This window comes from Paenibacillus contaminans, assembly GCF_003285015.1.
Classification (GTDB): domain Bacteria; phylum Bacillota; class Bacilli; order Paenibacillales; family NBRC-103111; genus Paenibacillus_V; species Paenibacillus_V contaminans.
The window spans coordinates 1-26,725 of record NZ_QMFB01000054.1; the positions used below are offsets into that span (position 1 = coordinate 1).

Genomic DNA, 26,725 nt, shown 5'->3' on the forward strand with positions numbered 1-26,725 from the left:
CGCCGGAGCCAATAACGTTCATCACGACCAGCCTGCCGAACGGGAAAGCGGGGACGCCGTATGCCGTGACGCTCGAGAGCTCGGGCGGGATCGGGACGCGAAATTACTCTCTCGTCAGCGGCGGATTGCCGATTGGAACGGCATTCTCATCGGCGGGCGTTTTCTCGGGGACGCCTTCCGTGGCAGGCACTTACACGTTTACCCTGCGGGTAACGGACAGCCAGCCGGCAAGCGCCTCTCAAAGCTTCACCATCGTGATCGCCCCATAAGGCGAGCCGCTGCTGCTACCGACTTTGCTCCGCGGGTTATGACTCTCATGCAGAGCCCGTCATATACAAAAACACGCCTTGTTTGGCGTGTTTTTTTGCATAAAAAGAATTATTCTTGACCTCATCGTTTGCAGCGATGCGCTCTCCTGGCGCTGCCAGTTATGCTGTCGCTACCATCACTACTCTATCATTTTATAGCCATATGCATTGCTGCGACGCCGCCACTATAGCTTTTTACATCGACTTTGGAAAATCCCGATTCTAAAAACATTTGTTTAAGTACATGTTTATTGGGGAAATTACGAGCTGATTCTTGTAACCATGAATATTCATCATAACTTTTGGCAATAAACTTTCCAAGCAAGGGCATGATATAGCGAACATAAAAAAGGGAAAGCTGCCTATAACCGATTAATGTCGGTTGGGAGGTTTCTAAACAAACTACTTTTCCGCCCGGTTTTGTTACTCGATACATTTCCCGTAAAACGGTTGAATAGTCCGGTACATTTCTTAAACCAAAACCAATGGTTACATAATCAAATGAATGATCTTCAAAAGGGAGCTCCATGGCATTTCCTTGGATAAATGTAAGTTGCTTTAAAGCTTGCTGCTCTTGCTTCTCCTGTGCAATTTTGAGCATGTTTTTGCTAAAATCTAATCCAATTACTTCCCCGCGCGTTCCAATAGCATTTGCTAAAGCAATCGCCCAATCCCCAGTTCCAGTGCACACATCAAGTGCTTTACTTCCTTCTCTAACCTTCATCTGTTTCATGACATCTTGACGCCATGCGAGATGTCTCTTAAAAGTGATGATTGAATTCATCGAGTCGTATTGATTCGATATCTTTTCAAATACATGATGAACCCTTTCCATCTTTGTTTGTTCAGTCATGAAATCCCCCCTCTTCCACAAATACGATATCATGAAAATGTATCTTTCTATTTTAATATTAATCCCATACAATATAAAACTGCCGTCGTTTGCCCGCGAGCTGAGAATTCAAATATACCATAATGATTAACGATAAACGTAGAAAAACAAAAACGGCATCTCTGTCGTTGCCATTAACCGTTCTTAAGCAAAGCATCCGCTGCAGCTGGAGCGATGCGGGTTAGCAGCTTCAGGAGTTTGACTTTGCCGATGGCGACTTCAAGCCGGTCTCGGCGGTACGATGTCCAGAACTCTGCCGCCAGCTGTTGCGGAGTTATTTTTCCCCTTCCTCTTCCGCGAGTCATGTCCGTATCCACGATGGGCGGAATGATTTCGAACACCCGAATATTCGTCGTTTCCAGTTGATAACGCAAAGCTTTGGTAAAAAGATGCAATCCCGCTTTGGTTGCGCAATAAACGGGAGCGGATTTCTTGGGCACAAGCCCTAATCCGGAGGATACGTTAACGACTGCAGCTTGTTCGTGACGAGCGAGCAGCGGCAGCAATTTCGCCGTAAGCCGGATTGGCACGGCAAGATTAAGCGAGATCTCTTCCTCGATCCGGTCGAACGTCCCCGTTTTGTCAATTTCCATAAAGGAATAATTGTACTGAACGCCCGCATTATTAACCAGAACGCTTAAGCTTGGATGCTCGTCGTTCACTCTCCTGACCAGCAAATCCACTTCGTCCTCCGACTGAAGATCGCATGCATAGGCTGTAATCTCCGGATAGCGCGTCTTCACCTCGTTAAGCTTGCTCTCGCTGCGGCCGATAATGATGACCTTATTGCCGTTACGGACAAATTGCTCTGTCAGAGCGAGACCGATTCCGGAAGCGCCCCCTGTAATTAATACCGTATGATTGGATGTCTTCACAAAAAATCCCCCTTTCCTAATTATCAGTATAGATAGAAAGGAGGAAATTTCCTTAACCTAGGTTAAGCTTCGGCGAATGCGGCTTAACGCAACAGGCGTAATGCCCAGATAAGAGGCGACATGATATTGCGGGATTTGTCCCGATAGATGACCGTATCGCTCCAGGAACAGCAGGTACCGCGCTTCGGCCGATAGCAAAAGCAGCTCCCGTTCTCGGGTTTCTTTGTTGATGAACAACTGCTCGGCAATGATGCGCCCCAATCTCTCCCAACATACATGCCGGTCGTACAAAGCTTGAAAATCCTTGTAGCGGAATGTAATAAGCTCGCTGTCCGCCAGCGATTGCACGGAGAAATAGGAAGGCATATTCAGCAGCAAGGCGCTGTATGAGGCAACGAAGTCGTTTTTTGCGCAAAAGCTTTTGTTGAACTCCGCGCCGTCAGGCGTGGTATAGTACAGCCGAAATAATCCGCCGGCACAAATGCCGATCGAGTCCGTCCGTTCGCTGGCTTTGACGAAATGACTGTTTTTGGATATGGTCCGATGAGACGTCAGCGTCCGAAAATAGGCCCATTCTTCTGGCGGAATCGGCACTCTTTTTTGCAGCTCTTCATAGAGGGTTTCCCATGTCTTTTCCATATCTAGTAAGATTCGATACGTCGGGCATAATTCCTGTCGGATGGGAAACTTAAGCTTCCCCCCTTTCTTCCGGAGTATCTCTGTGAATCAAGCTTGCCGAAAGCAAACCGAAACCTAGAACGAGCGCCAGCAGAACGAATGTAATCAAGTAACTGTACGTTTTCATGAAATGAATGGATACAATCGGTCCAAGACTTGTTCCGGAAAATAAGATGAACGTATAAACCGAAACGGCAATCCCCCGCGACTTGCCGCCCAATTGACCGATTAACGAAACGAGGGACGGGACCGAGATCGCAATGCCGGCGACAAATAACACGCTCATGCCTATCAAAACAGGCAGACTGGAGAACATTCCTAAGGAGGCCAGGCCGACTATTGCTAAACATAATCCTCCGCGAAGCACCGGACGAACGCCAAACCGCTTCGCCAAATTCCCTGCAAACGGGGAGATCAGCATACCCAGCACGCCGATGGACCGAACGTAAAGAACTTCTTGTTTGCTCAGTCCGAAATCGGGACCGCTCAAATAATTGCCCAAAACCGTGTACATACTGACAAATGACATAAGCAGCACTAACGCGACCGCGTAGCTTAAAACGAGATTTTTTTGTGTAAATACGGTTCCGATTTGCTTAAGGGGCGCCCAAATGCTAACGTGCGCTTGCTGAATCTCCCCTTTCGGCAGCAGCCGCATGATCATAAGCGAAGTCGCTGCATAAACGGCGGCAAGCCAATAAAAAACCGTATTCCAGCCATATTGCTGACTAATCAGACTGCTTACCAATTGCCCGACGATCCCCGCAACCAGAAATCCGGTGCTTATAAATCCGATTGTCGTCACCCGCTTCTCCGCCGGGAACATTTCAACGGCATAGGCCAGGGCAACCGGCGAGAAAGTAGCTGCTGCAGCGCCTTGGACAAATCTTAGCGCAATAATCCATGCGAAATGATCGGCCATACCAAGCAGCAAAGTTATCAGCGTTAAAGCAATAAGTCCGATTAAAATGATTGTTTTGCGCCCATATTTATCGGATAACGCTCCGTAAATCAAACAACCGATCGCAAAACCAAGTGAAAATACGCTGCCTGTCGCCGCAGCTTGCGTTAATGTAATATTAAACATTTCAGCGAACAAAGAAATAAGAGGAATGGTTACGTATAGGCTTGACATGACCGCCATTCCAGACCAACAAAGTACAGCTGTCATAACGGAATAGTTTCTTTGATTCATGGTTGGACACCTCTTCTTTAACATATAAATTCGAGCTCATTTTGATTAGATAATCTAACTACATTCGTAAAAAAATTTATCTTCCCACCCCCAGTCTTTTTTCAATGCCGTCATTCAGTTTAATCAGTATTTTTTCCAGCACCTTTCGCTCCTCCGGTTCCATTTCGATGATGATCGAAGAGCAAACAGACCAGAATGCCGGTAAAACTTGATCGACCAATTGCCGGCCTTCGGACGTAATTTTGACATGAATCATACGGCGATCCAAATCGCTCGGCTCCCGGACAATCCAGCTTCTCTTCTCCAGCCAATCCAACAAAGCCGTTACCGAAGCGCGCCTGATACCCAGCCTGTCTGCAAGCGATGACGGAGTGACAAGCTCTCTGCCTTCATGCAGGGTAAGCAGCAGCAGCAAATCGAATTTGCTCTCGGTAATGCCGAACGGCGCTAAATCGAGATCAACCGCATCCAAAATGTTATCCCCAAGCCAAAGCATCAGCAATCCGAGATGTGCCGATTTGCGGTCCGTGCCTTTCGATGCGGTCTTGTCCATCAGCTCCAAATACGGCTTAACGCCTAATTTCGGCAGCTGATCGGGCGTATATTCCTTGTTGTTTTTTCTGCTCATGCCATCACCTTGCATTTAATTAGATTATCTAACTATAATTTAATATAACGGAATGATTTCGAGAATGCAACAACTTTATCATTTAGAAGCCTCGCCCACATCCTGAAAACTTCTCCCCCAACGTCAGCGTGACCATACCTCTAAAACTCCAAAATATTTTTCACCTCCAAAGACAAAAAACGCTCGGAAACCCGAGCGTTAAGCATTTATTCATGATGATGCTAGAGACGGACTATTCATCAGCGCTTAGCCGCACTATGTCCGACGCATATAAGCACGTACCGTGATGGGGGCAAAAATCGCCACAATGACAACAGCTCCGATGAGCGAGATAACAAGATCCCAACCTACCGTTCCGGAGTTGGCAAGCTCCCGGACGGCAGAGACTAGGTGCGAGATCGGATTGATGTTAACGAACCACTGGAGCCAATCGGGCATCGTTTTAACCGGCACGAAGGCGTTCGATAGAAACGTCAGCGGAAACAGCACGATCATCGAAATCCCTTGGACGCTTGAAGCCGTACGGGCAATGACGCCGAAAAAGGCGAATATCCAGCTAATCGACCAGGAGCAAAAAATGACGAGAAGCGCAGCGATGGCCACGTGTTCCAATCCTCCGTCGGGCCGATAGCCCATTATATATCCCATGGCAAAGGTGAGCACCGTTGCAATCGTATACCGGACGGTGTCCGCCAGCAAGGCTCCGGCCAATGGCGCTATGCGCGCAATAGGCAGCGACTTGAATCGGTCGAACACGCCTTTATCCATATCCTCGCGTAATTGCACGCCGGTGACGATTGAGGTTGTGATAACGGTTTGGACGAGGATGCCGGGAATGATGACGGGCAAATAACTCTGCACGTCTCCGGAAATAGCACCGCCGAAAATGTAAGTAAACATCAAGGTGAAAATGATCGGCTGGAGCGTTACGTCGAACAATTGCTCGGGGGTGCGGCGAATTTTCAGCAGTCCTCTATAGGCCATCGTCAACGAGTTGCGCACCGACTGGCCGAAGCTCGTGTAGTTTTTCAACTGCCGATCCATGCCCGGCTTCATGACAGCACTTTTCATATGGTTACCTCCTCCGCTTTGTTCGATTCAAATGACTCCGGTGAAGAGCCCTCCTTCACTCCATGGCCTGTGATCGTTAAAAATACCTCGTCAAGCGTCGGCTTCTGCACGCTCATCTCGGTCAAGCGAATTCCCGCTTCGCGGAGTGCGATAAGCAAGTCCGTGACCTTATCCGTGTTCGCCATAGGAGCAGTAATCTTACCGGCTTCATCCGACACGGCCGACTGGATGTTAAGCACCTGTTCGACGGTCAGTCGGGCAATTTCGAGGTCCTGCGTATTTTGGACTCGTAATTGCAACGACGAAGTGCCGACCGATGCTTTCAACTCATCCACAGTCCCCTCTGCGACGACGCGGCCATGATCGATAACGGCGATCCGGTCTGCCAGCTGATCCGCCTCTTCGAGGTACTGCGTTGTCAGCAGTACGGTTGACCCCGTCTTCACAAGCCGGCGGATCGTATCCCACATCTGCGCGCGCGTGCGAGGGTCCAGCCCTGTAGTCGGCTCATCGAGGAAGATGAGCGGCGGCTGCGCAATGAGGCTGGCAGCCAGGTCCAGACGGCGGCGCATGCCGCCGGAGAAATTTTTCAACGGCCGCTTCGCCGCCTCCGTCAAGCCGAATTCCTCAAGCAGCTCTTCCGATTTACGCCGAGCCTCTGCGCGGCCTAACCCGAGCAGCCGGGAGAAAATAACCAGATTCTCGGTGGCGCTAAGCGACTCGTCGACCGATGCGTACTGACCGGTCACGCCGATCAATTGACGAACGATTTGCGACTCCTTCACCGCATCGTGACCGAAAATTCGCGCCGACCCCGCATCCGGCCGAAGCAAAGTCGCCAGCATACGAATCGTGGTGGTCTTGCCGGCTCCGTTCGGACCAAGCACACCGTAAATCGTCCCGGCGCGCACATTCAAATTCACGCCGTCCACCGCGCGATTTTCGCCAAAAACTTTGACGAGCCCGTGTGCCTCAACGGCCCAATCACCGTTGTCCGGGGCCTTTCTGCCTTTGTTTACATGGTTCATTTCAATTCCTCCCCTGAAATCGTCTATTAGTGATGGTAACTTACATTTATAAACTGAATGTAAATAATGGGGAGCCCGCCTCACGTTCTCCGCCAAACGCAAAAAACACGCCAAAAAGCAGCGTGTTTTTGCATGTAACAAATATATATAGCTTACAACCCCAGCTTATGACCTTTCTCCAGCCGAACGATCTGCTTCTCGCCGTCGTCAGCCAATTCCCGGAACTGATCGATCGTTTCGCGCATTTTAGGCAGCGCTTCCTGCTTGTAGGTGCTGATGGAATCCAAAGCAGACAACACATCGGCAAAAGCTTGTTTCAGCGTTTCAACCGAAATGTTCGTTTGGAGCGATTGTTTATGGATTTCGGCTCCTTGATTTTTTAGCATTCTGGACGTGCCGGCAATCAGATCGTTCGTCGTTTGGTTCAATAGCTCGATCTTTTTCAGTACAATCTTCTGATTGTACAGTGCGCCGGCCACCGTTACGGATATCTTTAACGCGGATATCGTTACATTTTTCGCCCTGTCTACCCCGCGAATCAGTTCTTTGTTATTTCTGATAACCACCTCGATTGCCATAATCCCCTGTTGGTTGACGACAAGCATCTGCTGCAGGTCCATAACCCGTTGACGCAGAGGGAACAGCACTTCTTCGGTAATGAACCGGATCTTGTCCGGATCTTCGTCCCTCAGCTTTGCGGATTCGATTTGCGACTCGATCGATTCGTCCATCAAAGTCCCAAGCTGAATTTCTTTTTGAAGCTTCTTGGTCAAATCCCGAAGCGTCTGCTGCTCGATCTCGAGTGTAGTGTTATCGTTTTTGAGCGTCGACTTGCCCTTATCCAACGAGACAACGATATCCGCGATGACGGAATCGGCTTTTTGGTACTTAAGGAAGTAGGCCCGCAGCGGGTTAAACAGCTTGCCCAGGAATCCGCTTTTGGCAAAATCGACCAAGCTCGGATCCAAATCCTTCAGCTGAATGTGCAGTTCAGTTAAACCTTTGGCCACTTGACCGCCCTCATCGCCCGTTTTGGATAGATTCCCTACCGAAACCTGAAGCAAGGAATTTTTCTCCGAAGACGATCTCATCGTGTTGAGACCGAAGGCTTCGATGGATTGCAAAATCTCTCTGCGCTTCTCAAGCGACTCGACATCGAGCGTCATGATCGTGGCGACATTGGAATCCGCCACTTCTTTAAGCTTTGCAAGCTCCTCGGGCACAGGCTTAACCTCTTGTTCGATCGCTGCCTTAATCTCGGCTGGACTCGCCACTTCCATCGAAAATGACATGGTACTCCTCCTTCGGTTTTACGTTACATTTGAACGTTAAACAAGTTTCCGATCTTATAAATAACATCATCCGTATCGGCATTGATGCTGGCCGCTTCATTGATGCTCGATATGCTTTGAAGCGCCTTAATGTTGGCATTGTACCCGATCGTATAGATGGGAACCTCGTAGTGCTCGATTAACCCCTTGATATCCTTCAACGAATAGCCCTCATTCGTCTCGCCGTCGCTCAAGACAAAAATAATCGGTTTTACATTCGGGTTAACCGCTAATTCATCTTGGAGCATTTTCAACGCCACAACAATGGCATCGAAGGTAGCCGTACCTCCGCTGGCTTGGAGACTATTCACCGCACCGACGAACATGGACTGCTGGTTCGTGTCGTATTTTCCGATAGGTAAATTCATGGATACGGCGCTTGAATAAGAGACAAGACCGATACTGTTGTCTTTACCTAAGTACTTTTGCCCCTTCAGCAAGGACTCCTTCAAACGGTTCAGCGGCTGGCCCGCCATACTGCCGGAAACATCCGCTACAAACACGGCGACTATAGGCTTATTGCCGTTTTTCTTTTCTTTCCACAATTTCTGCGCTGACGACAGAAGGCTGCCATCCGCTACGGCAAGCTCCGACTTGTAGTCTTCTAGATTGTTAAAGCCCTTTTCCTTCGCCGATTTTTGATATTTATCCTGTGCGACAAAGTCCGCAAACTTTTGGATAATGTCTAACTTCGCCTGCGGCAGATCGCCTAGAGCATACAATGGACTGTCATGCCTTACGCCAAAAGGAGTGAAAACATAACCGCCCTTCAAGTCGGCAGCATTGGCATATGTTTGATACTCCAGAACAAACCCGTCAAGCATACCCGACTTTGCCGCATCGCGCATCTGTATTGTTGTAGAAGCAATAAACGGAACGTTAGCTTGGAATTTCTCAAACCCTTGAACGGCCTTTTCTCCCAATATATTGGAGCTGTCGAAAGCATTGAGAGCTGTCAGAAGGAGGTTTAAGCCTGTAGAGCTGGCAAAGGGATCCGTATACCCCATCGAAAACTCGTTATTTGCTATCGCTTCGGTAACGGTTTTGACATTCACGGTTCCATAAGTACCTACTAAGGCGTCGTATTTGGCTTTGGCAATGACGATGCCGGGAACGTTGCCGACGAGACGATTGGTTACAAGCTGCGTCTTGACGCCGCTCGCCTTAACCATTTCGCCCCATAGCTCGTTTGAAGGCGTGAAGGCATCCGGCACATACTTACCGGATTTGATGTAGTCCGCGGCCGTACCTGAAGCGATATTGCGAACCAAAACGGAAACGGGTTTCCCGTCTATGGTGATATTCGCCTGGTTGAACTCGGTCGCTACATCCGTCAACCACCCGTCGACACCGGTACCCGACTTTTCGGTGGATGAAAAAATCTCCACGTATTGATTCGTCGTGTTTTTTACGGTTACCGGGAATTTGGAGATATCCGGCAGCGACTCCGCAACATCGATCGGGTTGAGGTCGATCTGTCCCTTTAAAGGCGGCTCAGCAGTTACTGTGATATTGGAGTAAAGCTTGCTTAATTTCTTAGCCGCATCTTCCGAAGACACTTCGGCTTTGGATTTCCCCAAGTTGGAGGTCAGATTTACCCCCAAATACACAAGCGCGAAAACCAATACCAAGATGACGCCTGATAACAGGAAGAACTTGCCCTTCTTTGCCAAACCTAGCACCTCTCACTGTTTATAATATTTGGTTTGCTTAATTAACGAGTCTATTTCCTGCATGCAAGCCATATTTTCAATATCCCCCGGCTCAAAACTATCCAAGCGGGATATTTCCAGCAGCAGCTTATCCAGCTTCAACAAGATTTCCTCATTCGTGCTTAGAGAATCTTTCATAAAAGTCAGAAAATCATTGTAGAGATTAGTCTTTTCTTGAAGAAGCTCTTGAGAAAACGCCGTTGATTTTTGGCCCCTGATACGCTCAAACTCCGCCTCGTCAAAAACATGGAGTCTGTTCAGCATACTTCTGACGTTAAGATAAAATAGCTTCTCTATTTCCTTAATTACGGAAGCAAACTTCTTGTAACTTAACTCAGCCGGGTCGAATCTCTGCAAGAGGACATGTAACAAGGTATCGTTCTTTTTGCTTAATCGCTCCATCTGGTCTAAAGCGAGATTGATATCGCCCTCCAAGGATTTTACGCGTCTGTAGCGAGTCAAAGCTTCCACGTAGTCTTCGCGCGTACTGATTTGCTTAACCGGTAAAGCAACCGGCTGTTTAAATAACAAGACGTAGCTCCCGTATAGCATCGCAAGCGCACTGGCGAACAGCAATGTCACTCCGATTGCCGTTTCAAGAGCATCTCCACCTATCTCAACCCCTAGAAATCCGGGAGAAAGCACGAGGATATTTAAAATCGCCACACCTACAAGCAGTCCTGCTAGTTTTATGTACTTTGTGCCAGTCAACTTTTACACCTCCTCTGCCCCCCACAAGGAAATACGTCCAGATTATAAATATGTGGCGCCTCTTTTGAATGTGAATCCGCGCTTCCATATCTTGCAAGAAACTCGTGCGTACTATGGACATTCGACATATTTCCTCATTTTCCTTTTTATAACTACTTTTCTTACCATGGATTATGCGAATGAAATCGATAACGTACAGACATGCCTGCCTGGAAAAAAACAAAATAAAAAAACGGCATTTCTGCCGTTTGTGCTCTTGAGGAAAAATCTGTTCTCGACGATTATAAGACTTTACGGCATTCCGTCATTGAATGCCCCCGCCAATTGCTCCAGCTTGCCTATGTCGAGAATGATTATTTTCTTTTTGGTGATCGTTATCGCTTCCTGAAGCTGCATATCCAGCAGCACCTTCGTTACGGTTTCCCGCACCGTTCCCGTCAAGTCGGCAATTTGCTGATGCGTCAGCCGGATATCGATGGCGATGCCGCCTTCTTTCCGAAGGCCGTGCTTCTCCGTCAGCCGCAGCAATCCTCTGGCAATGCGGGTACGCGCATCAAGTGTAGTCAAGTCGGTGATGAATTCGTTGGCTCGCCGTAACCGGTCCAGGGCCGCCTGCAAAATACGTATAGCGATTTGAGGACTCTTATTGATAAGCGATAGAAAGTCGTGGCGCTTCAGCACGAAAAATGTCGACGGTTCCATCGTTTTGGCCGATGCGGAACGCGGATATTGTTCTTGCAGTACGGCCATTTCGCCGAATAAATCGCCGAAGCCCAGGATTGCCAAAATAATTTCCCGCGAATCGTCCGTGCGATATATTTTAACGGCGCCCGATTGTATAAAAAACAGCTCGTTGCCTTCGCCGTATTCCTGAAAAACATCGACGCCCCGCTCATACTTTCTTTCCATAAACAGCGTCGACAGCTCATCCAAATCTTGCTGGTTCAGATCCTTGAAATATGGAAGGCCGTCTAAAAAAAACTTCATATCCTGCATAGCTTGACCTCCCCTCCACTTGGTTCTGTATTGCTTGCATAAGGATGTGAATAGCGGATAATCGGACTTACCGCCCCTCCCGAAAGAAAGGGTACTATGCCGGAGAATTTTGCATTTGACGAGCGAGCGCAACTGTTCTTGTACGCCGTTTGACCAAAAGCTGGAATGTAATTACCAATTCATATCTACTATTATAGCATCCAACTCTGGGAAATCCCACCCAATCGATCGTAAACAAATCTCACAAGGTAGAATCATCGCCGTAAGTAAAAAAGAAGAGCCTGAATCGCGTGGATTCAGGTTCTTCCTTTATTTAGAAACGATAGCGCTTATCGGTATCCAACCACTTCTTGAACAAACCTTTCCAATGCGGAGACGTTTGTCATGTTTTTGTTGCAGACGCCGCTATCCACGCATACATAGTTGCCGATCGCCTTATAGTAGTCGGGCGAGGCGTTTACCGGCTTCATCCTGGTAACGGCAGTAAATAACGCAACTTCTTCATGCCGATTGCATAAAAAGCATACGCCTTTATTCGTCGGCGTGAATCTTCCTTCGATGCCGATGAATTGGCCGTTCAGCGGATAAACGAGGAATAGTCGATTCGTCGCGATATCGTTCCAGCCCAGATAAGTGATATAACGGTAGTCGATAGCGGTTAAATCGGGAACCTTCAGCTTTTTGGTTTTGGGAAACAGCTTGTTAAGCATCTTTCCCGTAACCGGTGAAAATTCCGTCATATAAGGTTCCAGCGAATGCAGATAATGCTGGAATTGTTCCTCTGTACGTATCGCCGAAATATTATTGAGCAATTGAAGTTGAAGCTCTGTCGCGTCCGGGAACGCTTCAATAATTTTCATCTGAGCGCTATATCTTACCGATTCGACCACTTTCGGATCGGTAACTGTATGAAAAGCCTTCTGCAGCAAAGCAGCCTGCTTTTTGATTAGGTTATATTGATGGTTTCTAATAAATGGAGTACCCACTGTCTTCAGCCCCTTATTTTAATAAAAACAAAAATAAGTGCGAAGCCATTATTAGAAACGATATCGTCTTAATTTGGGCGACATTGTACTATCGCAGTCCGCCCATGCAAAGTATCGCCCTAAGTGTAGGCTTCGCATGAGCTGCTTCTTAATTCGGCAATATGATTTGCCATTCCTATCGCCCTCCGTTCACCAGCATTATAAAAGAAGTACAACCTGCTCCGCAATTGCTTAAATGATTATAGTGAAAGTTTCGTAAGCTCTCCCCTAGCAGACGCTTCACTGCTCCAACTCCATCCATAATTCGAGAAGCGCATCCAGTTTCGCTTGAGTCTCTTCGCGCTTGCTCCAAATTTCCTGAAGCTGAACGGTATCGCCGGTACCGCCTAGGTGATCCAGCTTTTCATCTTCTCGTGCCAGCTCCGCTTCAAGCGCTGCAATCTCAAGCTCTATTTGCTCGGCTTTCCGCCCGTTTGCTCGTGCCGTACTGCTCCCGTCGGCCTTTGTGGAACTCTGCCGATCACGAAAAGCCGACTGGTTCGATTCCTTCTTAGCATCGTACCGCCGATTGTTTTCCTGTGTCGGGCGCTCCCCGCACTTCTCCTTGTAATCGTCGTAATTGCCGATATAACTCGCGATCCCGCCTTCCCTTAATTCCCACACCCGCTTCGCCAGACGATTGACAAAATACCGGTCATGGGAAATCGCCAATATCGTTCCCGGAAATTCCTCCAGCGCCTCCTCAAGCGCTTCGCGCGAAGCGATATCGAGATGATTCGTAGGTTCGTCGAGCAGCAGCAAATTCGGCTTGCGTCTCACAAGCAAGGCCAGCCGCAAACGCGACCATTCGCCGCCGGAGAGCATTTGCAGAGGCTTGAACACCTCAGCTCCGTAAAATAAATATTTGGCCAGCACGTTTCGCGCTTCGCCTTCCTCAAAGGCGCCCTCTGTGCGGAAATAGTCCAGTACCGTAAGCTTACTGTCGCTGGTCGGCTCTTGCTGCGCCAAATAACCGATCTCTACCCGCGAGCCTTGCTCGATCACTCCTTCATCCGGTCCGATAACACCCAGGAGCAGCTTGAAAAGCGTCGTTTTTCCAGAACCGTTATCCCCGAACAGCACGACTTTCTCACCGTAGACCAAACTGCCTGCTGCCCCGTCTAAAATCATTTTTGTGCCGAAACGTATCCTTACGCCATCAAAGTCGAGCACCTTCCGACCGGAACGGTCCTGAGGGGTCATCGAGAAATCGGCTGCTTTCTGCTCTAAAACCGGACGTTTTATCGGATCTATCTTCGCCAGCGCTTTTCGCATCGAAGCCGCTCGCTTGAAAAACTTCTCGTTGTCACCGTTCCGTCCCCATTCCTCAAGCTGACGAATCGTTTCTTTCATTTTTTTGATCGTTTTCTGCTGTTCCTGGAACTGCGCGAACTGCTGCAGAAGCCGTTCTTCCTTCTCCTTCATATACCCGCTGTAATTGGTCAAATACGTGAAAGCTTCACCGTCTTCCACTTTAATCATTTTTGAGCATACGACATCGAGAAAATAACGGTCATGCGAGACAATCACACATGCGCCTTCATAACGCATAAGGAACTTCTCCAGCCACTCTATCCCTTTGAGATCGAGATGATTTGTCGGTTCGTCCAGAAGCAGTAAAGCCGGCCGGGTGACAAGCTGGGACGCAAGAAGGACCCGTGTCTTCTCTCCGCCGGACAAACTCCCGAAGCGCCTCCGGTCATTGCTTCGATCGATTTGCAAACCGCTCGTCACTTGATCGATCGTCGTGTCCATCTCATAGCCGCCATTCTGCTCGAACCGCTCTTGCGCCAAAGCGTACATCTTGAGAAGACGTTCCATCGATTCGGGGCTGCCGGCTGTATCGGCGCTTGACATCTGCCGCTCAATATCCGACATTTCCCGTTTGACGGTCATCAAATCGTGAAAACCGTATGCCAGCACTTCATATACGGTCAGCTCCTCGAACTCGGAAGGAACTTGCGGCAAATATCCGATCCGCAAATCCTTTTTGACGCTGAGCGTCCCTTCGTCCGCCTGGTCATGGCCCGAAATTAATCGGAGCAAAGTCGATTTTCCGCTTCCGTTGCGGCCGATCAAACCGGCCTTATCATGATCTTGAAGCTGGAATGTTACTCCGTCCAAAACAAGGTTTGCCGCATGGTATTTCTTTATCTGTTGAACGTTAACGATAATCATTGTAAAAGCCTCCTGGTTTTTAGGAAGACCCCGCCGCAAGTTCACAAGGATAAATCGGCTTCGCCGCCCTAAACGCTTTCGAAAAAAGCGACTTCGTAAGCAGATGCTTACGGACTGGCGCGGTTACCGAGGCTGAAAGCCGCTTTCGCGACATACTTTCTGATAAACCAAAAAGAGCCGCGGCAACAAGCCCGCGGCCCTCTGGATGTGAAGCTTTATCCGTTGTGGCTAAGGTAGGCGTCTTCTCGCGAATGGTAAAACGTATGACCGTTATTGGACAGACTGATCCCGTTCGCGAAAAATACATGAACAATGCCGGCACAAGCTATCGGCAGCTGGCTGATCCGGCTATTGACCAATTCGTGATTCACCTACCTCACCCCCTTTGCATGAATAGCATGAATATATCATAAATCATGTCGCACTGGCAAATTTATTAGGACATCCGGGTTTAAAGCAAAAAACACGCCGGCTGTCGCGTGTTCTTGCTTCAATGCGCATATAAAGTCGCGATAATGGCTTCTTTGTTCCCGTATTTCCCGTATTAGCCGGTAAATTCTTGAACCCACTCTTTGTTATAGTAAGCTATGCCGATTTGCGTAAAGCCGCTGTTCAGGATGTTGGCCCTGTGTCCGGGACTGTTCATCCACTGATTCATTACTTCCGAAGGGCTTGACTGGCCCTTGGCGATGTTTTCACCTGCGGAGTTATAGGTAACCCCGAACGATTTCATCATATCGAATGGAGAACCGTAAGTCGGAGACTGATGATCGAAATAATTGTTGTTGTACATATCCTGCGCTTTAGCCATGGCTACTTTTGAGAGCTTGTCGTTCATGGTAAGAGGCTTCAGACCCGCCTTCGATCTTTCTTGATTGACGATGTCAAGCACTTGCTGCGCATATTTGGCCGAATCGCCCGATTGCTGCGGACTCGCCGGCTGCTGAGGTTGCTGCGGTTGTTGCGTTTGCGTTTGCGGTTGCTGCGGCTGCGGCTGAGTTTGCGGCTGCTGCGGTCGCGGATTTGCAGGATTCTGCGGACTGACCGGCATCGGATATAAGGATCGATCTACCGGATTTTTAACCTGATCATTAATGCGATTGAACCAATCCATCCAATTGGAAGCGTCGATTGGCATTTGATTGGCCGTGATTTTCCCGTCTTCCGCTGTAGATAAGGATGATGCCTGCGTTAAATTGGACATTTCCGAAGCTCGGTTGGATTTCATCTCAACCCTTGTTTGATCTGGAACCGACTGCTTTTTTGTAACATGATTATTGCTTGTACAACCTGCAGCGACTAAAAGTGCGGCAATTACGACCATTTTCTTAATGACGAATACCTCCCTTTGACTGAAGTATTGGTGTTATCGAACAAAGTTTTTGCATTGCGGCTTTGGTTTATTCGAAATCGGAATATGCAAAGCGAGGCCAGGCTTCCCCTTTTTAACAATCCGCATAAAAAAATAAGAAAAACCGTCCGGAAATCGCGGACGGTCCTTTGGTGCATGGATATACGTTTGCGCGTGGGGGAGGTAGTGGGTTGGAGCTTTCAACCGCTCTTGAAATCGTGTGATCTGGAATTGGTTTTGCGGGTATCACACGATTTCAAAGGCGGCACGTAAACTTTGCAGCCCCAACCCACTACCTCTTCTCTTCTTTGTNACGTAAACTTTGCAGCCCCAACCCACTACCTCTTCTCTTCTTTGTTGCTTTCCCATCACGTCTTTTCCAAACCGCTCCCCGATCGATCACGGACGGTTCTTTTTACTGTGTGCGCATTGACATTTTTGCGTTCAGTTTTTGCCCACTTGAAATCGAGTAAGGCTTCCTTTCCTTGCCTGTAGTCCGAAAACGCCTCCTTGCCGGCGGTAAAGGCTTCCTTTCTCCGCTTGCAGTCCGAGAACGCCTGCTTGCAGCAGGTATTTTGCTCGGCACCATACTTTTATTTATGATCGCCATGATTCACGGTGATGATTACATTTCCTTTTTTATGACCTTTATCTACGTAAGCGTGAGCTTCGCGAATTTGTTCAAGCGGATAACATCTGTCAATAACGGATTTTAACTTGCCCGATTCGATAAGCCCTTTAAGAAAAACGATATCTTCCATCAGCTCCTTAGCTACCCCCTGGCCTTCAACCGACACAAATTTCCCGTTCGGAGCCAGCGCTTTCCTGCAGGCGGATTTCGAGGTTTTTCCTACCGCATCGAAAATGATATCGTATTGGTTTCCTTTTGCCGTAAAATCCTCGATCGTGTAATCAATAACGTGATCGGCTCCCAAAGACCTTACTAATTCCAAATTTGACGTACTGCAAATGCCGGTAACTTCCGTCCGGAAGTGCTTGGCAAGCTGTACCGCCGAAGTGCCTACCGATCCGGAGGCTCCGAAAATAAGAACCTTTTGACCGTTCCGGATATTGCCCTTCCTTAGAAAATGCAATGCGGTCGTCCCTCCGAAAAAAACGGCGGCGGCTTCTTCATACGTTATGTTATCCGGCTTGACGGCCAGTAGTCCGTCTTCCGGCAAACAGATATATTCGGCATAACCGCCAAAACGCATCCCGGTAAACGCAAAAACCCGATCCCCATTTTTATACCGCTTCACATCGCTTCCTATCGCCTCGACTTCTCCGGACAGTTCCACACCGAGTACCGGTTTTCGCGGTTTCCGGAAGCCCAGCACGATTCGCATGGGAAACCAATATATAATCGGACTGACGAATCCTCGAACCCGGCAATCGCCGCTTGTTACGGCAGTCGCATGAATTTTAACCAATATTTCGTTTTTCCCGGGTCTGGGCTTTTTGATCTCATGCAGCTCCAGAACATCAGGGGACCCGTATTTTGTGCATACAACTGCTTTCATGGGGTTTCCTCCAAACCTCATATTTGCAATTAGTATATATCCCGCACATGGTTACAATATAGATACTTAAGTATGGTTTCAAAAATGCCGTTTATAATAAACCCAGGCTGCGGGCGCGCGCAACAGCTTCGGTGCGTCTTTTGACCTGAAGCTTGTCGAACATATTCCGGTTATATCCCTTAACCGTACTCAGTGCGAGGAACAGCCGCTCCCCGATCTCATGATTCGAAAAACCTTGGGCGATAAGGCGCAATATTTCCAGCTCCCGCTCGCTCAATGGCTCAATAAGAGCCTTGTCGTTTTGGTCGGGATGCGGTTCGGATTTACCCTTGCTTTCCAACCCCTCGGCTTCGCATAACGCCAGCAATTTTGCCCTATAATCGGACTTCATGTCCTGCGCCGCCGCTTCGCGCAATAGCTTTTCCATCCGGCTCCCTTCATCTATAAAGATCCGAATGAAGCCGCCGGGCTCGGCTATCGTTAAAGCGTCCTGCAGCAGATTCACAGCCTTGAACGTTTGGCCATGCGCATACAAAGCGGCCGCCAGCAAAACCGTTGTCTTGAGCCGTTCATCCTTCAGGCCTTTTGCGTCGGCTTGTTGTCTCGATGCTTCCAAGATCGCCGCCGCTTTTGCCGTGTCACCTCGAGCCAGATGCACCCTGGCCTCGCAAATAGGAAGTTCATACTTAATCGCCAGGCGGGAAGCTTCAGGCAAATTGTCCTGTTGAAGCAAAACAAGCACATGTACGGCTGCGATTTGGGGCTGCAGGTGCACGAAATGTTGCCGGCCGGCGAAAAAATCGGCTTTAGCCAACATTTCAGCCGCTCCCTTTACGTCTCCCCGCGTTAACTGAAGACGGGCGAGAAACACCTCGCCTGCCGTGACCCGATCCGTATTTTCCAGCTGCTTCGCCAGCTGCGTGCTCAATTGTCCATGCCGCTCGGCAGCATCCATGTCGTTCCATTCATAAAAGATGCGGGCTAACCCCAGATGCGCTTCGCTTGCGGCCGGAAACGGCGGATTTCCTGCCATTTTCAGAACGGAACGATAGGACTCCGCCGCTTCATGAAGCTGATTATCCGATTCCTGTATACTCCCGACGCCGAGTGCAGCCATGATCGCGATCAAGGCGTGGCCGATTCGCCGGCTGCTCGATAAGGCTTCTGCATACGCCCTGCCTGCCGCGATTCGATCCCCTTGAAGCTGATAAGCATACCCCTGTGCCCATGTCGTAGCCGTGCGGACAGGCAGATTATTCGGATGCAAGTACTGGAGGGCGCGCCGCGACTCGCTCATAATCGTCTCCGCCTGATGCTGGCTGACAGCCTGCGCAGCGCGTATGGCGGCAATATGTCCGATCAGATCGCGGGATTTGTCATCTAAATGTTTGCCTTCAAGGGCTTGCTCGGCAGCAAGCAGCTTCCGCTCGACTTCGGCCGTTTGGCCCGTCATCAGCATTCCGGAAGCGTACATCACCCATAATGAAGGTCTCGCATCGAGCTCTTTTTTGGGCAAAGCATGCAGCCAATTCATGACGGGAACCATTTCTCCGCGAAAGAGCAAAGGCATCCCTTCTCCCTCCGCCAGTCGAGCGGCACGTTCCACATCGCCCGCGGCTGCGGCATGATGGAATGCTTCCATTTCCAAACCGCTGCCTTCATACCATTCGCTGGCACGTATATGTAATTCCGCCACGCCTTTCTCACCCAAACTTCGAAGCAGCCGATTCCGCAGCAGATCGGCAAAAAGATGATGGTAACGATACCAGCGTCTCTCATCGTCCAAAGGAATGATGAACAGGTTGGCATGTTCGAGATACTCCAAACGTTCTTGCCCCGAATCGGCAGTATCGCCTTCAATCCCGCCGTCCTTGCGAAGGACTGCATCGCAAAGCGCTCCGCACATCCGATCGAGCATCGAAGTGCGCAGCAAGAAATGTTGTATGCTTGCCGGTTGCCGCTGTAGCACTTCTTCAACGAGGTAATCGACTATAAGATGATGGCTTCCGGTAAAAGAGCGGATAAAGCCGGCTCCGTCTTGATGCCCCTGCAAGGATAGCGCGGCTAATTGCAGTCCGGCAATCCAGCCTTCAGTGCGTACTTCAAGCATGGCGATTTCTTCCGTGGAAAGATTGATGCCCATCGTATGGCTAAGAAATGCTTCGGCTTCCGGATAAGTGAACCGCAAATCGCCGGCGCGCAGCTCGGTCAGCTGGTTTCTGGCACGCAGCCGGCCCAGCGGGAGTTGAGGATTTTCGCGGGAGGCAACGATCATATGCAGCTGCGGCGGCGAATGTTCCAGCATAAAAGCGATAATGTCATCAACCGGTTTGGATGCAATCGTATGGTAATCGTCAAGCACAAGGACGAACTGATGCGGGATAACGGCAGCTTCATTGAGCAGAACGGTTACTATCGACTCGATCGGCAGCGGCTGAGAAGCTTGCAGCGACGCCAATATGCCATCCGTGTTCGCTCCGACCGTCTGCAAAGCGGCGCAAACGTAAGTCAAAAATCGGGCAGGGGGTTTATCTTTCTCGTCCAGCGACAGCCAAGCGGCCGGGGTGCTGCAGGCGGAAAGCAGCTCGCTGACAAGCGTCGTTTTGCCAAAGCCGGCGGAAGCCGTAATGAGGGTCAATTTGCGGTGCAGTCCCTCATTCAGCCGCTCGACCAATCGCGGGCGGAGAACGATGTTCGGGCGAAGAGAAGGAACATAAAGCTTGGTGGATATTATGGACGTGGACATCGGTCATAACCGCCGTTCTGCACCTTAAACCACAGTGCTTTATCGATATTATTATGTTCGACGGTTTGTCTTTTTTTCCTTTTCGCTTACCGGCTTAACCGGTATAATCCGCTCCAATAAAATACGAAAACCACGTCCGTCGGACGTGGTTCGTGGCCTATTGCAAATCGATGACTCTACCGGTAATCATGCCTTTCTCATCTCTGGAAAATTGAAGCGCCAAATATTTATCATCTGTCCCGCTAAAGTGGACGGAGTCCGAAAATCCTGTCTGGCCTTCCGTAAACAGCGTTTCCGGAGAAAGCGTTACACGCCAATCGTCATACTCATAGGTGAAGCTCCCATTTTTATCGAAGGACACTTCCTTGACGGATTCGGGGATGACTGTGCCTTCGGGTATTTTCCTCTTCAAGTCTTCGATGTGCTTCACAAGCTCCGCTTCGGCATCATCGACAGGGGCGGCCGATTCGGAATCTTTGCCGGAAGCCGGTTCCTTCAGCAGCTCCTTCAGATAAGCCTCGGCCTTGGAGGGATCAGCTTTGGCTTTATTCAGAGGCAGATCGAACACGATGGAGCTCCCCTTATAATCGCTTTTCGGGCTTATTTCGCCTGTGGCTTCGTTATAGGCAAAAGCTTCGCTGTTATAAAAGCTGCCGCCGCTGCTGATTGCGAGATACACCCCTCTATCGGCGAACATTTCCACGTCGTCGCATTCAATCAGTCTGTACATGACCCCATCCATAACGAATTCGCCGTAGCCGCCCTTCATCGTCATGATGTTCACCTGCCATGGCTTCTGGCCTTTGATGAAAGGCGAAACGAAAAACGGATCTTTGCCGTATTCCGGATCGCTTGTTTTCGGCATCGGCGCTCCGTCTTGTCTGGCGACGGATACGACGGCATAAGTTCTGTCGGGATTTATGTCCTGCGGAGAGCTTTCCAGCTCTCGAAGTCCCGCCCCCGAGACAATGCCGTGCAAGGTAAATTGATAGTCGCCGGAAGCGACGGATCGATTGATTTCTATGGCGTCTCCGCCTTCAAAAGCTTTGGCGAGACTGTTTTCCCCCAGATGCTCGGCAACCTGCTTGGAGCTAAAAAGCTGTGAGGCCGCTATAGCCGATATCGACACGGCGAGCGTCAGTACGGCAGCCAGCACTCCTATGGACATTTTTTTTCTATAGCCATGCTTCATTTGATTTCTCTCCTTAAACCGGTTGATTATACTTTGGTTTACATGCTCCCCAGGCTCCTCCGTCGAAGCAAGAGCTTGCTTGAGCATTCGGTCCCACTTTTCGGAATCGCTCATGAGGACTCAACCTCCAATATCTTTTTCATCGCTTTTCGTGCCTGGTAAAGCCGGCTTTTGACCGTCCCCGCGGGAATTCTCAATGCCGACGCTATTTCTTCGACGGACATTTCCACGGTGTAGTACATATAAATCGGAATTCTCAGCTTGTCGTCCAGCCTGTCTGCGGCGGCTTGAATTCTGCTTCGAAGCTCGAGAGACAACACCGCGTCCTCCGGTGTCGCTTCCCGTTCAGACCCGCAGATGTCCACAGCCTCATTGAGCTCAGCCGTGGGCGCTATCCGCTGCCTCCAGGCAAACTTCCGGCGTTTGTTTTTGCGCAATTGGACCGCTATGGAGATGAGAAACGCTTTCGGATTTTGGCTCATGTCCATTTTATGACGCACTTCCATCGCTTTAAGGAAGGTTTCTTGATAGAGATCATCCGTATCCGCTTTATTTCCCGCAAGCTTGTAGCAAAATCCGTAGATCGCTTTACCATGCTGTTTGACAAGATCGCTTAGCTCTTCGATATCCAAGTGGTGGCTACTCCCTTCTGAATGGCCATTCATCTATATATTGTCATAACCTTGGGATCGGTTCACTAAAAAAAGCAGCCCTTATGGCTGCTTGAGATTTCCGTTACATTTTTCAGTATAATGGATCCTATCTGATCGTTAAACAACACCTTCACTTTTACCTTTTAATAGAAGGAGAGGATTCGAAAGTGCTTTTTAAAAACCGCATTTTGGACGGAATAGCCGACGGCACGGTTTCGCTTGCATTTCGCCGTTGGAACAAAGCCGCCGTCAAAAAAGGAAGCCGGCTGCACACTTCGATCGGACTTCTCGAGATTGGAGACGTTACGATTGTCTCTGACTTGGACATAACGGAAGCGGATGCCATTCGTGCAGGTTTTTCCACGCGTGGGGAGCTTATAAAGGATATCAATGCTTTTAGCCGAGAAGGAGATATTTTCCGGATTGAAGTAACCCGAGTCGGAGACGATCCCCGAGAAACGCTGCGGGAACAGGACGATCTGACCGACGAACAATTCGCGGATTTGCAAAATAGGCTTACGCGTTTGGACAGAGCCGGCTCTGCCGGTCCATGGACTGCCGCTTTCCTCAAGCTTATCGATCGGCATCCCGGCGTCAGATCGACGGAATTGGCGGCCGCAATCGGGTGGGAAACGGAAAATCTGAAGCTGAATGTCCGTAAGTTGAAAAATCTCGGACTAACCATCAGCCTTGGAACCGGATACCGGATATCGCCGCGCGGCAAAGCGGTTATGAATAGGCTTCATGTCCATTGAGCAATTCGATCATTGCGGTTAGTTTAGTTATAAGAGATGCACAGCATTTGTTTGTGTAACGGATAAGTCGTCGACATCAATCCCCCAAAACTTCAGTGCTTAAGATGTATGCTCCATGCCGCTGATGACTTGTGTTTTGGAGACATAGTAAGGAGAAGTTTACTGTTTATAAGGCAAACCTCACTATCTCTCGCCGAAAACCCGTGTTCGGACGAGTTAATGAGGCAAACGCAATTATTAGTGAGACAAACGAAATTGATAGTTGTGTTTGCCTAACTAATGGGCGAGAGCGAGCATGTTACCTGCGAAATAGTGAGGACAGCCTCATGAACAATAAGGCTTTCTACACTAGCGAACGGTCCAGTCTTCGGTGTTTGATTCTCGTGTCTTCATCGATTCCTAGTTTTACACTTGATCGCGTACTAAGCCGAATCTCTTATGCGAATCCCTCTCTCCTCTCCCGAGTCGATTATGCGCGACTAGCTCACGTTTCATCTGAACAAAAATAAACCCTCTCATTTTTATCACATTTCATACAAGGAACTCGCCCGATAAAATGTTAGAATAGAGTGTATGCATTTAAAAAAACATTCTAGGAGCATGACAAGTGCGGGCACATCCAATCTACATCTTACGTATAGCAGGCTTATTTGACGGCATTTCATTGTTGGCATTACTAGGCATCGCGATGCCCTTGAAATATATTTGGGGGATAGAAAAAGCCGTAACCATTGTAGGAAGCGTTCATGGGGGAATTTTCAGCCTATACGCGCTGGCGATCGTTTATGCGGCAATTCGCGTGCAATGGAATGTTCTTTGGTCTGCTGCGGCGGTTCTGGCGGCTTTTGTGCCGCTTGGCAACTTCGTACTGGACTGGAAGCTAAAGAAGGCGCAAGCCGAATATGGGGTAAAACCTTTTAACTATGCGCTGCTCGTTTACAGCATTGTGTTTTTTTCTTTTTTCGATTTATTTGCGCAGCTCCCGGTCATGAGCACGTTTGCCGCTTCCGTCGGCGCCAGCACGTTTATTGCGGGTTTTGTCATCGGGCTGTATTCGTTATCGAACACGATCGGCAATATCGTATCCGGCATTATGACGGACAAGTTGGGCCCCTTCAAAATGCTGATGGCCGGGTTGCTGCTGTCAAGCGGCGCTTTGCTGCTTTATCATTTTGTCGATCAGCCTGTTTTCTTGATTATCGTACGGATCATACACGGTTTCGTCGCAGGATTAATCGTTCCGGCCGCTTTCACTTTCTCCGCAAATACTACGGTGAACGGCCAGCAAGGAAAAAAAGTCGCCTTCACCGGCACATTCGTAGGACTGGCGGCAATTATCGGGCCCGCCTTCAGCGGAATTATGGCCAGCAAAACCTCCGTGCCGTTCGTCTTTACGTGCATCGCGGTTTTCGGCTTTTTGCTCGCCGTTTTGTCGGCCGTTTTCCTCGGCAAGTACAAAATCATGAAGAAAGGGAAAGACACTTCGCTTGCTCAAGAGTCAGGCTCGCTCTTCAATGCGGGCGTAATAAAAGCTTACGGCGGCGCTTTTTTCTTGATGTTCTCGCAAGGCGTGATCGCTTATTTATTGCCTCTGCAGGTCCAAACGCTCGGATACGATTCGAGATTAAGCGGCACCTTAATGAGCACCTTCGGCATTATTGCCGTTCTCATCTTTGTGCTTCCCACGAATCGGATTTTCGATCGCGTCGCATCCTCAAGCACAATGGCCATCGGAATAGGTGTAATGGGATGCAGTCAAATTCTGATTAGCCAGTCTACGACTACATTAGCGCTTTATTTGGTATTGGGATTATATGGGGTAGGTTTCGCCTTCTTGTTCCCTTCGATCAATACGATGCTTATTAATGCTACGCCGGCGCAACTGCGCGGTAAAGCTTACGGTTATTTCTATGCCTTCTTCTCGCTTGGCGTCGTGGCCGGATCTTCCGCATTAGGCTGGCTTCCCTTTGACAACAATGGAGGATTTATTTTCACGGGAGTCGTGTTGCTGCTGTTCGCAGCTTTCGCTGCCTTCGGTAAACAAAGAGAGCTTGCGGTAAATCAGACGTAAAAGCATGGCTTGATCAAAATGCTGCAGTTTGTCAAAATAGTGGTATAATAAAAGGATTCAAATGTCATTCACTCCACAAAAGGGAAGGAGAAGCATTCATGAATACGAAGCAATTGGATCGAATCGGTACGGGGAAGGGATTTATCGCAGCCCTGGATCAGAGCGGCGGAAGCACGCCCAAGGCTCTCCTGCAATACGGCATTCCGGAAAGCAGTTATTCCAACGAAGAAGAGATGTACACGCTGGTTCACGAGATGAGAACGCGCATTATCAAAAGCCCTGCGTTTGATTCCCGGTACATTTTGGGTGCGATTTTGTTCGAAAATACGATGGACCGTTCCATCGACGGTCAATATACGGCCGACTACCTTTGGGAGCAAAAAGGGATCGTGCCGTTCCTTAAAGTCGATAAAGGGCTTGCCGATCTCGAAGACGGAGTCCAGCTCATGAAGCCTTTCACGGGTTTGAACGAGCTTCTGCAGCGCGCGGCCCAGCGAAACGTTTTCGGGACCAAAATGCGCTCGCTAATTAAAGAAGCGAACCCTGCGGGCATCAAAAAAGCCGTCGAGCAGCAGTTTGCCATAGGCAAGCAAATCGTCGAGATGGGCCTCGTTCCGATTATCGAACCGGAAGTCGATATTTACAGCGCGGATAAAGAAGCATCTGAACAAATACTAAAAGATGAAATCTTCGCTCAATTATCCGCCCTTGATAAAGACGCCAAGATCATGCTCAAGCTCTCCATACCGACCGTGGACAATTTCTACAGCGACGTCATGGAAGATCCGCATGTCGTACGGATCGTGGCTCTTTCGGGCGGCTACTCGCAAGCGGATGCAAACGAAAAGCTGTCCCGCAATCACGGCTTGATCGCCAGCTTCTCCCGCGCCCTCTCGCAAGGACTGACGGCCGGGCAAACCGACGAACAATTCGACGCGCTGCTGTCCAAAACTGTTCAGGACATTTATGAAGCCTCCATTACATAACGGACCGCTGTAACAGCCGTTTCGGGAAGCTTTTTTCACGAAGCCGGCGTTAAGCTAAAAAACAGGGCTGTCTCCAAGTCTTTATAGACGAAAGAGACAGCCCTTAAATTTTTGCTAAGGATAAACGGCTTCGCCGTCCTTAAGACAAAGACCTGGCAAGACGAAAGCCGAGATCGTCAATCCGGAACGTAGGGTGACTGCGCCGGCGGCACGTCGACCCGCAGCCCCTTTCCTCTTCCGCCCAGCTGCCGCCGCGAAAAAGTCTATAGGAGCCGTATACGTTCACGTCGTATAGGTCCCAGCACCACTCCCAAACATTTCCCAGCATATCGTAGAGCCCCCACGCATTGGGCAGCTTTTTCCCTACCTCGTGCGCCATGCCCCCTGAATTCTCCTCATACCAAGCGATTTCATCCAGCTCGCCGTACCGATAGCCGCAGGTTCCCGCTTTACACGCATACTGCCATTCCGCTTCCGTAGGAAGGCGATAGCCGTCCGCCTCCCAGTCACAGACGACACCCTCGCCATCATCGCTTACCGAGTAACATTCCTTTAGTCCCGATTGCCGAGACAGCAAGTTGCAAAATGAGACCGCATCATTCCACGAGACATTCACAACCGGTACGTTCGGTTCGTCAACAGGTTCAGCTGACTTTTGCACGAGCGAGAAATATAAATCTTTCGTAACCGGAAGCGGCGCAAGCAAAAAAGAATTCACCTGAGCCGTCCACGCCGTCTTTTTTCGATCGTCCCTTAATTCAACTTCGCCTGTGGGGATTTTCACCATCGGATACTTATCATCATGATGCCGTATGTTTGACAA

Annotated in this window: 24 protein-coding genes; 4 read left to right on the forward strand and 20 right to left on the reverse strand. The window is 49.3% G+C overall.

Features of this window, described 5'->3' with window-relative positions:
• On the forward strand, window positions 1-269 hold a 269-nt coding region (locus tag DQG23_RS40200; protein WP_192894697.1), incomplete at its 5' end, for a putative Ig domain-containing protein.
• Window positions 270-456: 187 nt separating this feature from the next.
• Here the strand turns inward: DQG23_RS40200 and DQG23_RS40205 are convergent.
• The 19 genes from DQG23_RS40205 to DQG23_RS40290 form a co-directional block, all read right to left on the reverse strand.
• Entirely contained in the window at window positions 457-1,161 is a 705-nt protein-coding gene (locus DQG23_RS40205; protein ID WP_113036688.1) for a demethylmenaquinone methyltransferase, read from the reverse strand.
• Between the two features lie 173 nt (window positions 1,162-1,334).
• Complete coding sequence (locus DQG23_RS40210) at window positions 1,335-2,075, reverse strand: SDR family oxidoreductase (protein WP_113036689.1); 741 nt, start codon at window positions 2,073-2,075, stop codon at window positions 1,335-1,337.
• Window positions 2,076-2,132: 57 nt separating this feature from the next.
• Entirely contained in the window at window positions 2,133-2,714 is a 582-nt protein-coding gene (locus tag DQG23_RS40215) for a Crp/Fnr family transcriptional regulator (protein ID WP_113036690.1), read from the reverse strand.
• A 49-nt stretch (window positions 2,715-2,763) separates the two neighbouring features.
• The gene (locus DQG23_RS40220) at window positions 2,764-3,948 is read right to left on the reverse strand and encodes an MFS transporter (RefSeq protein WP_113036691.1); all 1,185 of its coding nucleotides are present in this window, start codon (window positions 3,946-3,948) and stop codon (window positions 2,764-2,766) included.
• A gap of 76 nt (window positions 3,949-4,024) precedes the next feature.
• Window positions 4,025-4,576, reverse strand: a complete 552-nt coding sequence (locus tag DQG23_RS40225; RefSeq protein ID WP_113036692.1) for a MarR family winged helix-turn-helix transcriptional regulator — start codon at window positions 4,574-4,576, stop codon at window positions 4,025-4,027.
• Between the two features lie 255 nt (window positions 4,577-4,831).
• Window positions 4,832-5,647, reverse strand: coding sequence for an ABC transporter permease (locus DQG23_RS40230; protein ID WP_113036693.1), 816 nt, complete (start codon window positions 5,645-5,647; stop codon window positions 4,832-4,834).
• Window positions 5,644-6,675, reverse strand: coding sequence for an ATP-binding cassette domain-containing protein (locus DQG23_RS40235; protein WP_113036694.1), 1,032 nt, complete (start codon window positions 6,673-6,675; stop codon window positions 5,644-5,646). The genes DQG23_RS40230 and DQG23_RS40235 overlap by 4 nt, the downstream gene beginning before the upstream one ends.
• 152 nt (window positions 6,676-6,827) lie before the next feature.
• Window positions 6,828-7,967: a toxic anion resistance protein gene (locus DQG23_RS40240; protein ID WP_113036695.1), complete on the reverse strand. Its 1,140-nt coding sequence runs from the start codon at window positions 7,965-7,967 to the stop codon at window positions 6,828-6,830.
• 23 nt (window positions 7,968-7,990) lie between these two features.
• Complete coding sequence (locus DQG23_RS40245; RefSeq protein ID WP_113036696.1) at window positions 7,991-9,679, reverse strand: vWA domain-containing protein; 1,689 nt, start codon at window positions 9,677-9,679, stop codon at window positions 7,991-7,993.
• A 12-nt stretch (window positions 9,680-9,691) separates the two neighbouring features.
• Window positions 9,692-10,429, reverse strand: coding sequence for a hypothetical protein (locus tag DQG23_RS40250; protein ID WP_113036697.1), 738 nt, complete (start codon window positions 10,427-10,429; stop codon window positions 9,692-9,694).
• A 291-nt stretch (window positions 10,430-10,720) separates the two neighbouring features.
• Window positions 10,721-11,425 (reverse strand): Crp/Fnr family transcriptional regulator, encoded by a 705-nt coding sequence (locus DQG23_RS40255; protein ID WP_113036698.1) that lies wholly within the window; start codon window positions 11,423-11,425, stop codon window positions 10,721-10,723.
• A gap of 329 nt (window positions 11,426-11,754) precedes the next feature.
• Window positions 11,755-12,411, reverse strand: a complete 657-nt coding sequence (locus DQG23_RS40260) for a FusB/FusC family EF-G-binding protein (protein ID WP_113036699.1) — start codon at window positions 12,409-12,411, stop codon at window positions 11,755-11,757.
• Window positions 12,412-12,690: 279 nt separating this feature from the next.
• A complete protein-coding gene (gene abc-f, locus DQG23_RS40265; RefSeq protein ID WP_113036700.1) occupies window positions 12,691-14,628 on the reverse strand; it encodes a ribosomal protection-like ABC-F family protein in 1,938 nt (645 codons plus the stop codon).
• Window positions 14,629-14,843: 215 nt separating this feature from the next.
• A complete protein-coding gene (locus DQG23_RS42695; protein WP_192894698.1) occupies window positions 14,844-14,999 on the reverse strand; it encodes a hypothetical protein in 156 nt (51 codons plus the stop codon).
• A gap of 173 nt (window positions 15,000-15,172) precedes the next feature.
• The gene (locus tag DQG23_RS42700) at window positions 15,173-15,856 is read right to left on the reverse strand and encodes a CAP domain-containing protein (RefSeq protein WP_238178249.1); all 684 of its coding nucleotides are present in this window, start codon (window positions 15,854-15,856) and stop codon (window positions 15,173-15,175) included.
• 716 nt (window positions 15,857-16,572) lie between these two features.
• Window positions 16,573-17,499, reverse strand: a complete 927-nt coding sequence (locus DQG23_RS40275) for an NAD(P)-dependent alcohol dehydrogenase (protein ID WP_113036701.1) — start codon at window positions 17,497-17,499, stop codon at window positions 16,573-16,575.
• Window positions 17,500-17,590: 91 nt separating this feature from the next.
• The gene (locus DQG23_RS40280; RefSeq protein ID WP_113036702.1) at window positions 17,591-20,245 is read right to left on the reverse strand and encodes a winged helix-turn-helix domain-containing protein; all 2,655 of its coding nucleotides are present in this window, start codon (window positions 20,243-20,245) and stop codon (window positions 17,591-17,593) included.
• A gap of 157 nt (window positions 20,246-20,402) precedes the next feature.
• Complete coding sequence (locus DQG23_RS40285; RefSeq protein ID WP_113036703.1) at window positions 20,403-21,551, reverse strand: hypothetical protein; 1,149 nt, start codon at window positions 21,549-21,551, stop codon at window positions 20,403-20,405.
• On the reverse strand, window positions 21,548-22,069 hold the full coding sequence (locus tag DQG23_RS40290) for an RNA polymerase sigma factor (protein ID WP_113036704.1): 522 nt from the start codon (window positions 22,067-22,069) through the stop codon (window positions 21,548-21,550). Before DQG23_RS40290 ends, DQG23_RS40285 begins: the two co-directional genes overlap by 4 nt.
• Before the next feature lie 188 nt (window positions 22,070-22,257).
• On the opposite strand from DQG23_RS40290, the gene DQG23_RS40295 reads away from it, so the two are divergent.
• The 3 genes from DQG23_RS40295 (at window position 22,258) to DQG23_RS40305 (ending at window position 25,902) form a co-directional block, all read left to right on the forward strand.
• Complete coding sequence (locus tag DQG23_RS40295; RefSeq protein WP_113036705.1) at window positions 22,258-22,845, forward strand: ASCH domain-containing protein; 588 nt, start codon at window positions 22,258-22,260, stop codon at window positions 22,843-22,845.
• A 607-nt stretch (window positions 22,846-23,452) separates the two neighbouring features.
• Complete coding sequence (locus DQG23_RS40300) at window positions 23,453-24,916, forward strand: MFS transporter (protein ID WP_113036706.1); 1,464 nt, start codon at window positions 23,453-23,455, stop codon at window positions 24,914-24,916.
• 98 nt (window positions 24,917-25,014) lie between these two features.
• A complete protein-coding gene (locus tag DQG23_RS40305; protein WP_113036707.1) occupies window positions 25,015-25,902 on the forward strand; it encodes a fructose bisphosphate aldolase in 888 nt (295 codons plus the stop codon).
• A gap of 139 nt (window positions 25,903-26,041) precedes the next feature.
• Here the strand turns inward: DQG23_RS40305 and DQG23_RS40310 are convergent, their stop codons facing one another.
• Window positions 26,042-26,689 (reverse strand): formylglycine-generating enzyme family protein, encoded by a 648-nt coding sequence (locus tag DQG23_RS40310; protein WP_192894700.1) that lies wholly within the window; start codon window positions 26,687-26,689, stop codon window positions 26,042-26,044.
• Between the last annotated feature and the right edge of the window lie 36 nt (window positions 26,690-26,725).